A 12,732-nucleotide genomic window follows, 5' to 3' on the forward strand; every position below is an offset into this window, starting at 1 on the left:
CGGCACCACCCTCACCGCCGGAATGGTCGGAGAGTCCTTCGCCTCGCCCGAGCCGGTCAAACACCCGGCCCAGGACGACGGATGGGACTTCTGACCGAGCTCCGTGCACCCACCTGCCGACCGTCTCCCGGCCAGGGCCCGACCGACGTGCTCGACGCGCTCGGCCGACCGTGACCGCCGGGCCTCCGAGAGGATCCCTCCCGTGTCTGCCACCACCGCCCCGCGCCGTACCCTCGCGGCCCTGGCCGCGCTGCCGCTGCTGGTCCTCGCCGGCTGCGGTTACGGGTCCCAGGCCACGGACAGGGGCACGGCGAAGATCGCTCCGCAGGCGGAGAAGACCGACGGTCTGGACTCCGTGATGATCGGCTACTTCGGCAACGTCACCCACGCCACGGCGCTGGTGGGCAACGGCAAGGGCTTCTTCCAGAAGGAGCTGGGCGCCACCGAGGCGAAGTACGCGGTGTTCAACGCCGGCCCGTCCGAGATCGAGGCGCTGAACTCGGGCTCCATCGACATCGGCTGGATCGGCCCCTCCCCCGCGATCAACGGCTATGTGAAGTCGGGCGGCACCAACCTGCGGATCATCGGCGGTTCGGCCTCCGGCGGGGTGAAACTGGTCGTCGACCCGGACAAGATCAAGTCTTTGCGGGACGTCAAGGGCAAGAGGATCGCCACCCCGCAGCTCGGCAACACCCAGGACGTGGCCTTCCTCCACTGGGCCGCCGAACAGGGCTGGACGATCGGCCCGATGACCGGCAAGGGCGACGTCACCCTCGTCCGCAGCGACAACAAGGTCACCCCGAACGCCTTCCGGGCCGGCGCGATCGACGGCGCGTGGGTGCCGGAGCCGACCGCCTCGAAGATGGTCGCCGAGGGCGGCAGGGTGCTGCTCGAAGAGGCGTCGCTGTGGCCGGACGGGCGGTTCGCCACCACGAACATCATCGTGTCGCAGCGGTTCCTGAAGGACCATCCGAAGGCCGTCGAGGCCGTGCTGAAGGCGTCCGTGGAGACCAACCGGTGGATCAAGGGCCATCCCGAGGAGGCCAAGGCCGCCGCCAACGAGCAGATCGAGAGCGACACCGGCAAGGCGCTGCCCGCCGAGGTCATGGACCCGGCCTGGGAGTCGCTGGAGGTCACCGACGACCCCCTGGCCGCCACCCTCGCCGCGCAGGCGGACCACGCCGTCGAGGCCGGTCTGCTCGAGGAACCCGACCTGCGGGGCATCTACGACCTCACGCTGCTCAACAGGGTCCTCGCGGCCGAGGGCGAGGCCACCGTCGACGACGCCGGGCTCGGCGACCGGCGGTAGGCCCGGATCACGACCACCGACCAGGAGGTGACGACCATGACCACGACCCTCGCCAAGGCCGCCGAGGCCACCGCCGCGACCGAGGTGGCCGAGGCCACCGCGCCGGCCGGGTACGCCGCCCGGATCGCGCATGTCTCCAAGTCGTTCCCGGGCCCCGCCGGAGGGCAGCTCGTGCTGGACGACATCAGCCTCGACATCGCCCCCGGCGAGTTCGTCACCCTGCTGGGGGCCTCGGGCTGCGGAAAGTCCACCCTGCTGAATCTGGTGGCCGGTCTGGACAGACCCAGCGCCGGCACCATCGACACGGACGGGCGTCCCGCCCTGATGTTCCAGGAGCACGCCCTGTTCCCGTGGCTGACCGCGGGCAGGAACGTCGAACTCGCCCTGCGGCTGCGCGGCGTGCCCAGGTCCGAGCGCCGCGAGCGGGCCGAGGAGCTGCTGGAGCTGGTCCGGCTGAAGGGCGCGTACCGCAAACGGGTGCACGAACTGTCCGGCGGCATGCGCCAGCGCGTGGCGATGGCCCGGGCGCTCGCGCAGGAGAGCCGACTGCTGCTGATGGACGAGCCGTTCGCCGCCCTCGACGCGATCACCCGGGACGTGCTGCACGACGAGCTGACCCGCATCTGGCGCGAGACACACCTGTCCGTCCTGTTCGTCACGCACAACGTGCGCGAGGCCGTCCGGCTCGCCGAGCGCGTGGTGCTGCTGTCGTCCCGCCCGGGACGCGTCGCCCGCCAGTGGACGGTGGAGATCCCGCAGCCGCGCCGCATCGAGGACACCGCCGTGGCGGAACTGTCCGTCGAGATCACCGAAGAACTGCGTGGGGAGATCCGCCGCCATGGCCGTCGCTGACACCTTCGTCAAGGACGGCGGCAACGATCTCGCCGGCCTGGAGGCGGGTCTGGACGCGCTGGAGACGGTGCACACGGTCCGCACCCCGTTCCGGCAGATCCTCACCGAGAGGATCATGCCGCCCGTCATCGCCGTCGCGCTGGTGCTGGCCGTCTGGCAGGCACTCGTGTCCTTCGGGATCGTCGATGATCCGGCCAAGCTGCCCGCCCCCGCCGCCGTGTGGCACGTCCTGCGGGACGCCTGGCTGAAGGGCGAACTGCTCGGCTACATCTGGACGTCCGTCTCACGCGGCCTGTTCGGCTTCCTGCTCGCCCTCGCCATCGGCACCCCGCTGGGAGTGGTGGTGGCGCGGGTGCGGTTCGTACGGGCGGCGATCAGCCCCGTCCTGTCCGGACTCCAGTCACTGCCGTCGGTGGCGTGGGTGCCCCCCGCGGTGATCTGGCTGGGCCTGAACGACCGGATGATGTACGCCGTCGTCCTGCTCGGCGCCGTTCCCTCCATCGCCAACGGCCTGGTCTCCGGCGTCGACCAGGTGCCCCCGCTGTTCCTGCGCGCCGGCCGCACCATGGGCGCCACGGGGCTGAGAGGCACCTGTCACATCACCCTGCCCGCCGCGCTGCCCGGTTACGTCGCGGGACTCAAACAGGGCTGGGCGTTCTCCTGGCGGTCACTGATGGCCGCCGAGATCATCGCGTCCTTCCCCGACCTCGGCATCGGCCTCGGCCAGTTGCTGGAGAACGGCCGTAACGCCAGCGACACGGCCATGGTCTTCGAGGCCATCGTGCTCATCCTCGTCGTCGGCATCGCCATCGACCTGCTGATCTTCAGCCCGCTGGAACGCTGGGTCCTGCGCAGCCGCGGACTGCTGGTGAGGAGCTGAGACCCGCCTCCAGCGAGGCTCGACCGATGACCCGCCGCTCCTTGAGACGCGTCGCCCAAGGTGGCGGTGAAGGGTTGGCCGGCGAAACGGAGACCGACATGCGGGCACGGCGCTCATCCGCACTGAGGGCCATCGGCAGGAGCCTCGGTGAGGGGGTCATGTGGATGGGATTCGGATGGTACGGATCGCCTCTGCCCCACCCCTGGACGGGATACGTGATCCCGCCCGCCGAACAGCCGTGCCTTCCCCCGTTGTCGGAGGAGGAGTTCGCCCGGTGGACCGCGCTGGTCGAGGACCTGTGAGAACCGACCGCGACCGTCGTACCGCGCCCGCCGTCCGGACTCGACCGAAGAGAAGGAGACCAGGGTGACCACCACCGGGTCGGCCACTGCCCACGTTCCCGTGCAGAAGCGGCGCGTACTCAAGCTGTTCCGCCCGTACCGCAGGAGCCTGCTGTCCGTCGCGTTCCTGGTCGCGGGCTCCTCGCTGGTCTCCCTCGTCAACCCCTTCCTGATCCGCGAGATCATCGACGTGGCGCTGCCGCAGGGCAGGACCGGACTGCTGTCCCTGCTGGCCCTGGGCATGGTCGTCGTCGCGGTCGCGAACAGCTCGTTCAACGTGTGGCAGACCTATCTGTCCGCCAAGGTCGGCCAGCTGGTCATGCACGATCTGCGCACCGCCGTCTACTCCCATCTCCAGCGCATGTCGCTGGCCTTCTTCACCCGGACCCGTACCGGTGAGGTCCAGTCGCGCATCGCCAACGACATCGGCGGGATGCAGGTGACCGTGACGACCACCGCGACGGCGCTGGTGTCGGACGTGACGACCGTCCTGGCCACGGTCACCGCCATGGCCCTGCTCGACTGGCGGCTCACGCTGGCGTCGCTGATCGTCCTGCCGGGCTTCGTCTGGGTGAGCCGCCGTGTCGGCGACGAGCTGCGCGTCCTCACCCGGTCGCGGCAGCGCCAGTTCGCCGACCTGTCGTCCAACGTGCAGGAGTCGCTGTCGGTCAGCGGCATCATGCTCGGTCACACCATGGGCCGTTCGCGTTCGCTCAGCGACGCGTTCGCCGCGCAGTCCCGCAAGCTCACCGACACCGAGGTGCGCGCGAGCACGGCGGGCCTGTGGTACCAGTCCACCATCTGGGTCGTCATGGCGGCCATGCCCGCGGTGATCTACTGGGTGGCGGGGCTGACCGCGAGCGGCGGCCGCATGGCCGTCTCCATCGGCGAGCTGGTCGCCTTCGCGACCCTCCAGCAGATCCTGTTCCGGCCGGCGCAGCGGCTGCTGACCATCGGTCTGGACATCCAGAGTTCACTGGAGTTGTTCGGGCGCATCTTCGAGTATCTCGACCTGCCCGTCGACGTCGCCGAGCCGGAGCGGCCGGTGGTGCCGGCGAGCCTGCGGGGCGAGGTGCGGCTGCACAACGTCGGCTTCCGTTACGCGGGCGCCGAACGGCCGACGCTGGACGGCATCGACGTGACGGTGCCCGTCGGGCGCAGCCTCGCCGTCGTCGGGGAGACCGGCTCGGGCAAGACGACGCTGAGCTACCTCATCCCGCGTCTGTACGACGCCACGTCCGGCACCGTCACCATCGACGGCGTCGACGTGCGCGACCTGTCCTTCGACACGCTCGCCACCGCGGTCGGCGTCGTCTCCCAGGAGTCGTACCTCTTCCACGCCTCGGTCGCCGACAACCTGCGGTTCGCCAAACCCGACGCGACGGACGAGGAACTCGTCGCGGCGGCGCGGGTGGCGCACATCCACGACTATCTGATGTCCCTGCCCGACGGCTACGACACGGTGGTCGGCGAGCGTGGCTACCGGTTCTCCGGCGGTGAGAAGCAGCGGCTGGCGATCGCCCGCGCCATTCTGCGCGACCCGCCGGTCCTGGTGCTCGACGAGGCCACCAGCGCACTGGACACCCAGACCGAGCGGGCCGTCCAGAAGGCCATCGACGCGGCGAGCGCGGGCCGTACCACCATCACGGTCGCGCACCGGCTGTCGACGGTCCGCAACGCCGACGAGATCATCGTGCTGGAGCGGGGGCGCATCGCCGAACGCGGCACCCACGACGAGCTGCTCGCCCTCGGCGGCCACTACGCCGCGCTCGTCCGCCGGGACACCGAGATGGCGGCCGTGTAGGGCGCGACACCCCCGGCGGCCGGACCCGAACTCCTCTGGCCTGGACGCGACTTCGAGCGGCTCTACAGCGTTCATTGCCTACCATCCGGCGAATGGAGACTGCGTCTGCCGAAATACCAGACTCGCCCGTACTCAAGCGGCGCACCCTGCTGCGCGGTGGTGCCGTAGCCGGCCTGGGCGCGCTCGTGCCCGCGTACTCCGTCTTCGCCGCGCCGGACGACCCGGGCGCCGGCGGTGCCGAGCCGTCGGCGGACGGACTGATGCTGACGAAGTTCAGGGACCCGTTGCGCACGCCGCCGGTGCTGCGGCCCGTCGACCGCGGCGGTCACGACGAGCTGACGGTGCGCATGCGCACCGCCGACGTCCGGCTGCACTCGGAGCTGCCTCCGGTACGGATGTGGACGTACGAGGGGAGCCACCCCGGTCCGACGATCGAGACGGTCCGCGGCCGCCGGCTCCGGGTCGCCTGGGAGAACCACCTGACGGGGAACATCCCCGTCACCGCCGTCGACTTCGGCCTGCCCGGCGGTCCCGCCCCCGACCCGCTGTCCAACTACCCCGGCACCGAGGGCTGCCAGGAGGTCCCCGGGGTGGCCGGCCTTCAGCCGTGGGCCGCGGTCCACCTGCACGGCATGCTGACCGGAGGCGGCAACGACGGCTGGATGGAGAACCTGGTGGGTCCCGGCGACGTGCAGCTGTCGGCGTACCCGAACGACCAGGCCGCGACGACGCTCTGGTACCACGACCACACCCACCATGTGAGCCGCTTCAGCGTGTACGCCGGTCTCGCCGGCCTGTTCGTCTGCCGCGACGAGGAGGAGCGGGCGCTCGGCCTTCCCAAGGGCAGGCACGAGGTGCCGCTGGTCCTCAGCGACCGCAACTTCGCGCTGGACGCGTCGGGCGCGCTCACCGGACGCCTGGTCCACAAGGTGGAGATGGTCGGCACGAAGCTCATGCGTGCCCACGCGGCCCCCTACACCCTGGTCAACGGCGTGATCTGGCCCTACCTCGAGGTGGACCCGCGCTGGTACCGGTTCCGGATCGTCAACACGGCCAACTCCCGGATGTACCGGTTGATGCTGCTGGCCGACGGCCGGCCCGTCCCCGGCGCCTTCCAGGTCATCGGCACCGACCAGGGTCTGATCGACAAGCCGCTGCCGGTCGACGGAGCGCTCAACCTCTCCTCCGGCGAACGTGCCGACGTGCTGGTTGACTTCAGCGCGTTCCGCGGCCGGTCCCTGAAGCTGGTCAACACGATGGAGGGCGTGCCGCCAGGCGAGTCCAGCGCCCGGCACGATCTGCTGGAACCCGACGTGATGCAGTTCCGCGTCGCCGACCGCGGGTCCGCCGGCCGCTTCACGCTGCCCACGGTGCTCTCGCCCACCTTCGAGCGGCCCGCCCACCACGACCTGCCGCACGGCAGCGCGCCGCGGTGGGTGGTGCTGGTCGGTCCTGGCTCGGCGAACGTGCCCGAGCTGTGGGAGATGGAGGAGGTGGCGGAGGCCGACGCGGCGGGCATCACGTTCCCCTCCGCCGGGATCGTCCAGGTCAAGGACGCCGCGGGGGTGGTCACGACGCTGCGCCGGACGGCCATGGACTACGACGACGGCCGTGCGTTCACCGTGACGCACGGCAGCGTGGAGATCTGGAAGTACCTCAATCTCGCCGCCTCCCCCCACCCCATGCACATCCACCTGGCCCACTTCCACGTGCTGTCCCGCGAGAACTACGACGTGACCGGGTTCGACCGGACGGTCCGCGGTTCGACCGGGCCGATCGCGTTCCTCGGGACGGCGGAACTGGAGCCCCACGAGCGCGGGGAGAAGGACACCATCAGGGTGGGGACGGCGGGTCAGATCCGTCCCGGCCCGAACGGCACCCCGGGCGAGCTGGTCACCGTGGCGGTCCGCTTCCCGGTCGTCGGCAGGGGGGTCCACCACTGCCACATGCTGGAGCACGAGCAGCACATGGTGCGCCCGCTCGTGGTCGGCCCCGCCGCCCACCACCACGCGGGCGGCCACCACTGACAGCGCGACGAGTGCCCGCGGCGGTGGTCGGCGCGGGCACTCGGGGAACCGAGCAGGGGCTGGGCACCGAGCGGTGCCGTGCGCGGCGAAAGCCTGGGCGCGCTGACCGGCGGCGCGGTCAGGCGGCCTTACGGATGATCTCCACGGCCCCGGAGTCCAGCAGCGTCCGGACGGCGGACTCGCCGTCGGCGACGTCCAGGTCCATGTCGTGGAGGCGGCCGATGACGTTCCGCACGACGTTCTCCGGCTGCGTCTTCTCGGTGCCCTCCCAGACCAGCTCCGGGAAAACGGTCAGATAGACCTTGTCGTTTCCCTGGCTGTAGATGTTCACTTCCATGACGTCACGGAGAGCCATCCGGGCTTCGTAGATCAGGTTGTTCATGTGCCACCGACTTTCGGTATCCGGTTTCTGAGGCTTCCTGGCCACACGTTCCGATCTCATCATGGTCAGCGGCCGTAGAGTGCGCAACGAGGTCCGGAGAATACGCCGTTCAACTGCGGGAAATCCGCGATCGAACGGGGTTGCCAATTGCCGGTGTTTGACAGAAAAGAGCCGCGCTGCGGACCATCGGTACTGTTCGCAAATGCCGCAGGCCGCATCCCACGAAAAGCATCCGGAGTGCCATGAAAATCCTGTTCATAACCACGGGCAGCCAGGCCACCTACTATGCCGCTGCTCCGCTGGCGACGGCCGCGCGCAACGCGGGCCACCACGTCATGCTGGCCGCCCACGAGCCGTGGGTGGAGACCGCGGAGGCCATCGGCCTTCCCACCTTCTGTTTCACCGTCGACCCGATCCGGCACTTCATGCGGATCAGCAACCCGGGCAAGGGGCTGCGGTTCCCCCGGGAGCTGGGCGACGAGGAGATGTTCGGGCAGGGCCGGGGCTTCGCGCAGATGGGTCTGGCCGGGGTGAAGTCCCTGCTGGAGCTGGCCAAGGACTGGACCCCGGACGTGGTCGTGGGCAGCTCGCAGAGCTACGCCGCGATGCTGCTCGCCGCCCACCTGAAGGTCCCGTACGTGCGCCACATCGAGTACCTGGGCATTCCGCTCACCGGTATCGACCCCGGCGCCGAGGCGGAGCTGCGGCCCGAGATGGAGCGGCTGGGCGTGGACGGGCTGCTCAAGCCCGATCTGCTCCTGGACTCGACCCCGCCGTCGCTGCGGCCCTCCCACGACCCGGCCGCGCAGCCGATGCGTTGGATCCCCAGCAACCCGCAGCGCCGGCTGGAGCGGTGGATGTACACCCGCCCCGAGGGGCGCAAGCGCGTGGTGATCACCTCCGGTTTCCGCAGCCTGATGTTCCGCGACCCGGGGTGGTCCATGCCGCTGCTGGTCAAGGAGCTGGACAAGCTGGGTGCCGAGGCGCTGATCGCGGCGAACCCCGGCGCGGTCGAGCGGTTCGGCTCCGAACTGGGCGACGCGCGCGTCGGCTGGATCCCGATCGACGTCACCGCCGCCACCTGTGACCTGGCGGTCCACCACGGCGGCGCGACCACCGCCACGACGCTCATGGCCAACGGCGTGCCGCAGCTGGTCATCCCGGAGAACCCGCCGGAGTTCCCGCCGAACTACCACCGGGAGGCCATCGCCAAGGCCATCACCGACTTCGGCGCCGGCAAGACCCTGTGGCCCCAGGCGCAGGAGCCCGACAAGGCGCCGGGCGAAGTGATCGCCGCGGCCTGCAAGGAGCTGCTGGAGAACCCGAGCTACACGGAGCGCACGCAGTTCATCGCCAAGGAGATCTCGACGCTGCCCACGCCCGCCGAGATCGTGCCCAGGCTGGAGGCGCTGGTCTGACGGCCGGCGCGTCGGCCCCGGCAACGCCAGTCGCCCTGGGACCGCGGAGGACCTCTCCGTCGGTCTCAGGGCGACTGGCGTCGGTGTGTGCGGGTGTGTGCGGGAGAGAGACGGCCGGGCCGCGGCCCGGTCAGCGGGCGGGGCGGCCGGACCGGCGGTGAGCGGGCGGGGCTGGTGCCGGCGGGCGGGCCGGCGGGCGGCCCTGGGGGCGGCGGGCGAGCCTGCGTGGGGCCGGCGGGCGGGGCTGCCCGAGGCTCAGCAGGCGGCCCTGGGGCGGGCGAGCGGCTGGGGCCGACGGACGGGCCCGCCTGGCCAGCGCCGGCCGACAGACCTGCCTGAGACCAGCGGACAAGTCTGCCTGGGGTCAGCAGGCGGGCCTGGAGCCGGCGGACGGGCCTGCCCGAGGCAAGCAGAAGGCGGCCGACAGGCTTCCCCGAGGCCGGCCGGCGGGCCCGCCTGGGGCCGGCCGGCGAGCCCGCCCCGGGTCAGCGGGCGGCGAGGGTCTCGATCTCGCGCAGCACCTCGTCCGGGGTCGGCAGTGCGGCGGCCTCCGCGGCCAGGGCGCGGGTCCGCTCCGCGTAGCGGGGGTCGTCGAGGATCTCGCGGCAGCCCGCGACGATCACCTCGTCCGGATCCTGTCCCGCCCCCGGCCGGTGCCGGTCCACCAGCACGGCGGCGCCGAAGCCGCTGACGGCCTCCGCGACGGCCTTGCCGTAGCCGTTGTCGGGAACGATCAGCTGGGGCACTCCCGCGTGGATCAGCGTCATGGCCGTGGTGGCACCGCCGTGGTGGACCGCGAGGTCGCAGGTGGGGGCGACCACGTCCAGCGGGATCCAGCCGATGCGTACGTCGCCCAGTTGCGCGCCGTACCGCTCGGCGGCCTCGGGAAGCGCCGCGATCAGCACCTCGACTCCCGCCCCGGTCAGCTCGTCCACCAGCCGGCGCAGCGAGTCGCCGGGGGTGTCCAGCAGCAGGTTGCGGGTGCCCGCGGTGATCAGTGCCCGGCGGCGGCCCTCGGGGCGGGTGTACATCCACGGTTCGACCCGGCGCTGGCTCACCCGGGGGACCCAGCGCATCGCCCGCGCGGCGGGAGCGCCGGACGGGCGCAGCGACGGCGGGCACAGGTCGATGAAGAGGTCGGGTGCCGGCAGCTCGCCCAGGCCGAGGCGCTCCAGCTGCGGCTCGAGTTCCGCCACCGCCGTACGGTCCCGGCGCGCCATCGGGGCGATGTGCCAGATGTGGCGGACATAGGGCACCTTGAGCCGGGCCGCGAGCACCCGGGGGACGTGGGACAGGCCGCCGACGACCAGGTCGGGGGTCCACTGCCGCGTCAGGTCCAGCAGCGCGTCGATGCGGACGGTGGCCGTCATGGCGTCCTGGCCGTAGCGCATCCGCTCGGGGGTGATGCAGACCGCGGGAAGCCCGACGGACTGTGCGGCCGCCATCAGCGGTTCGTCGGCTGCCAGCAGGATCTCGTGGCCGGCGTTGCGGGCGGCGGCGGCGAGGGGGGCGACGCCGAAGACGGCCGCCTGGCTGCCACCGACGGTGAACAGTATTTTCATGGCTGTCGCACTTCTTCCGTTGGGGATTGCAGGGGTCTGCGGGACGCGGTGCGGGACTCAGCCGGCCTGGGCCATCTCCATGACGTACCGGCCGTAGGAGGAGTTGGCGAGGCGGCTGCCGAGCCGGTAGCAGGACTCCCGATCGATGTAGCCCATGCGCCAGGCGATCTCCTCCAGACAGGCGATGCGCACGCCCTGGCGGTGTTCCAGCACCTGGACGTAGTCCCCGGCCTCCATGAGCGCGTCGTGGGTTCCGGTGTCCAGCCAGACGAAACCGCGGCCGAGCGGAATCAGCTGGGCCTCGCCGCGCTCCAGGTAGACGCGGTTGAGGTCGGTGATCTCCAGCTCGCCGCGTTCGGAGGGCCGCAGCTGCCGGGCGATGTCCACGACCTGGTTGTCGTAGAGGTACAGCCCGGTGATCGCCATGTTGGTCTGCGGATTGGTGGGCTTCTCCTCCAGGGCGATGAGTCTGCCCTGCTCGTCGAGGGTGCCGACGCCGTAGCGCTCGGGGTCGCGCACCGGGTAGCCGAACAGGACGCAGCCCTTGATGTCCCGCGCGGCCCGCTGGAGCATGGGCCCGAACTCGTAACCGTGGAAGATGTTGTCGCCCAGCACCAGCGCGACGGAGTCGTCCCCGATGTGGTCCGCGGAGACCAGGAACGCGTCGGCGAGCCCCCTGGGCTTGTCCTGCTCCGCGTAGGTCAGGGTGATGCCCAGCCAGGAGCCGTCACCCAGCAGCCGCCGGAACATCTCCGAGTCCTCGGGCGTGGTGATGATCTCGATTTCGGTGATCCCCGCCAGCATCAGAGCAGAAAGCGGGTAGTAAATCATCGGCTTGTCGTAGACCGGGAGCATTTGCTTGGAGACCCCGAGAGTGATCGGATGGAGCCTCGTGCCATTGCCGCCGGCCAGGATGATGCCCTTCACCGTGGCGCCTCCTCAGTAACTTCGTGCCAATTAGGCAGTGCCCGCACTTTATCGGCGTCGGCCACCCGGCCGAAAGGCTCCTCGGCGCCCTCCGCCTCGAATAGCCTCTTTGTTGACAGGCGTGGGTCCGCTTACTCAGGCTGACGGCATACCGGTTCAGGCATGCGCATTTACTGTCGTCGTTTAGGTGGACCTGTGGAAATCGAAGATCTGACGCCCGTTCTCGAATCCGAGCAGAGGGCCGGTATCGGCATCATCGGATGCGCCGACATCGCCGTGCGCCGAGCCCTCCCCGCGATCCGCCGGTCGTCGTTCCGGCTCGTGGCGGTCGCGAGCCGCTCCCGCGAGAAGGCCGAGACCGTGGCGGGCGCCGCCGGTTGCGCGGCTGTCGAGGGCTACGAGCGGCTCCTGGAACTGCCCGGCATCGACGCGGTCTACATCCCCCTGCCCAACAGCGAGCACGCCAAGTGGGCGCGGCGGGCGCTGGAGGCGGGAAAGCACGTCCTGCTCGAGAAGCCCGCGGTGCCCGCCGAGGACACCGCCCGGGACCTCGTCGCGCTCGCCGAGGAGCGCGGGCTGGTCGTCATGGAGAACTTCGCGTTCCTCCGGCACCCCCAGCACGAACAGGCGCGGGCTCTGGTGGCCGACGGGGCGATCGGGCAACTGCGCTCCTACAACGGCGCCTTCGGCATTCCGCCGACCGATCCGCGCGGGATCAAGTACCAGGCGGACCTGGGCGGCGGGGCACTGTGGGAGGTCGGCTGCTACCCGGTGCGCGCGGCCCAGGAGTACCTCGGGCCGTCCGCGCGGGTTCTGGGGGCCGGCCTGAAGTCCGATCCGGAACTGGGCGTGGACGTCTCCGGGGCGGCGCTGCTGGGCGACGACGACGGCGTCACCGCGAACTGCTCGTTCGGCCTGTCCCACGGCTACCGGTCGACCTACGAGCTGTGGGGGAGCGAGGGGCGACTGGTCCTGGAGTGGGCGTTCACGCCCTCGGTCAGCGCCCGCCCGGTGCTGCGGTTGCAGCAGAAGGACCGCGAGACGCAGATCCTCGCCCCGGCCTCGGACCAGTTCCTCGGCGTGTTCACCACGTTCCACGACGCCGTGCGCGACCCGGCGGCGCGGGCGGAGCACCACCGCGACCTGGTGCGGCAGGCGAGGCTGATGGCCGGCGTCCGCGCGCACGCCCTCGGTGGGAAGACCCGGTGAGCGGCGGCCGGTGAGGGCCGC

The 12,732-nt window shown here is 71.0% G+C and carries 11 protein-coding genes; 8 read left to right on the forward strand and 3 right to left on the reverse strand.

The annotated features are described in order from the left end of the window. Positions 1–202 precede the first annotated feature (202 nt). From ACZ5Y0_RS31525 to ACZ5Y0_RS31550, 6 genes are all read left to right on the forward strand, one after another. Complete coding sequence (locus ACZ5Y0_RS31525) at positions 203–1,309, forward strand: aliphatic sulfonate ABC transporter substrate-binding protein (protein ID WP_469132080.1); 1,107 nt, start codon at positions 203–205, stop codon at positions 1,307–1,309. 36 nt (positions 1,310–1,345) lie between these two features. Then, entirely contained in the window at positions 1,346–2,161 is an 816-nt protein-coding gene (locus tag ACZ5Y0_RS31530) for an ABC transporter ATP-binding protein (RefSeq protein ID WP_469132081.1), read from the forward strand. After that, the gene (locus ACZ5Y0_RS31535) at positions 2,148–3,041 is read left to right on the forward strand and encodes an ABC transporter permease (RefSeq protein WP_469132082.1); all 894 of its coding nucleotides are present in this window, start codon (positions 2,148–2,150) and stop codon (positions 3,039–3,041) included. The genes ACZ5Y0_RS31530 and ACZ5Y0_RS31535 overlap by 14 nt, the downstream gene beginning before the upstream one ends. Positions 3,042–3,205: 164 nt before the next feature. After that, positions 3,206–3,343: a hypothetical protein gene (locus ACZ5Y0_RS31540; RefSeq protein ID WP_469132083.1), complete on the forward strand. Its 138-nt coding sequence runs from the start codon at positions 3,206–3,208 to the stop codon at positions 3,341–3,343. 64 nt (positions 3,344–3,407) lie between these two features. Next, positions 3,408–5,186 (forward strand): ABC transporter ATP-binding protein, encoded by a 1,779-nt coding sequence (locus ACZ5Y0_RS31545; RefSeq protein WP_469132084.1) that lies wholly within the window; start codon positions 3,408–3,410, stop codon positions 5,184–5,186. A 92-nt stretch (positions 5,187–5,278) separates the two neighbouring features. After that, positions 5,279–7,213, forward strand: a complete 1,935-nt coding sequence (locus ACZ5Y0_RS31550) for a multicopper oxidase family protein (RefSeq protein ID WP_469132085.1) — start codon at positions 5,279–5,281, stop codon at positions 7,211–7,213. A gap of 118 nt (positions 7,214–7,331) precedes the next feature. Here ACZ5Y0_RS31550 and ACZ5Y0_RS31555 read toward each other — a convergent pair whose 3' ends face one another. Beyond that, positions 7,332–7,595, reverse strand: coding sequence for a hypothetical protein (locus ACZ5Y0_RS31555; protein ID WP_469132086.1), 264 nt, complete (start codon positions 7,593–7,595; stop codon positions 7,332–7,334). A gap of 242 nt (positions 7,596–7,837) precedes the next feature. On the opposite strand from ACZ5Y0_RS31555, the gene ACZ5Y0_RS31560 reads away from it, so the two are divergent. Continuing rightward, positions 7,838–9,013 (forward strand): glycosyltransferase, encoded by a 1,176-nt coding sequence (locus ACZ5Y0_RS31560; RefSeq protein WP_469132087.1) that lies wholly within the window; start codon positions 7,838–7,840, stop codon positions 9,011–9,013. Positions 9,014–9,498: 485 nt separating this feature from the next. On the opposite strand, the gene ACZ5Y0_RS31565 is transcribed toward ACZ5Y0_RS31560, so the two are convergent. Beyond that, the gene (locus tag ACZ5Y0_RS31565; RefSeq protein ID WP_469132088.1) at positions 9,499–10,575 is read right to left on the reverse strand and encodes a glycosyltransferase; all 1,077 of its coding nucleotides are present in this window, start codon (positions 10,573–10,575) and stop codon (positions 9,499–9,501) included. Positions 10,576–10,632: 57 nt separating this feature from the next. Beyond that, the gene (gene rfbA, locus ACZ5Y0_RS31570; protein ID WP_469132089.1) at positions 10,633–11,502 is read right to left on the reverse strand and encodes a glucose-1-phosphate thymidylyltransferase RfbA; all 870 of its coding nucleotides are present in this window, start codon (positions 11,500–11,502) and stop codon (positions 10,633–10,635) included. 195 nt (positions 11,503–11,697) lie between these two features. Here rfbA and ACZ5Y0_RS31575 point away from each other — a divergent pair, with 195 nt between their 5' ends. Further along, positions 11,698–12,711 (forward strand): Gfo/Idh/MocA family protein, encoded by a 1,014-nt coding sequence (locus ACZ5Y0_RS31575; protein WP_469132090.1) that lies wholly within the window; start codon positions 11,698–11,700, stop codon positions 12,709–12,711. The last annotated feature ends 21 nt before the right edge of the window (positions 12,712–12,732 follow it).

The sequence above is a fragment of the Streptomyces sp. NPDC033216 genome, assembly GCF_055577115.1.

Excerpts from the sequence above, each read along its gene's own strand:
- ACZ5Y0_RS31530 (WP_469132081.1), top strand. The coding sequence starts at position 1,346 with ATGACCACGACCCTCGCCAAGGCCGCCGAGGCCACCGCCGCGACCGAG.
- ACZ5Y0_RS31535 (WP_469132082.1), top strand. The coding sequence starts at position 2,148 with ATGGCCGTCGCTGACACCTTCGTCAAGGACGGCGGCAACGATCTCGCC.
- ACZ5Y0_RS31540 (WP_469132083.1), top strand. The coding sequence starts at position 3,206 with ATGGGATTCGGATGGTACGGATCGCCTCTGCCCCACCCCTGGACGGGA.
- ACZ5Y0_RS31550 (WP_469132085.1), top strand. The coding sequence starts at position 5,279 with ATGGAGACTGCGTCTGCCGAAATACCAGACTCGCCCGTACTCAAGCGG.
- ACZ5Y0_RS31555 (WP_469132086.1), bottom strand. The coding sequence starts at position 7,595 with ATGAACAACCTGATCTACGAAGCCCGGATGGCTCTCCGTGACGTCATG.
- ACZ5Y0_RS31560 (WP_469132087.1), top strand. The coding sequence starts at position 7,838 with ATGAAAATCCTGTTCATAACCACGGGCAGCCAGGCCACCTACTATGCC.
- ACZ5Y0_RS31565 (WP_469132088.1), bottom strand. The coding sequence starts at position 10,575 with ATGAAAATACTGTTCACCGTCGGTGGCAGCCAGGCGGCCGTCTTCGGC.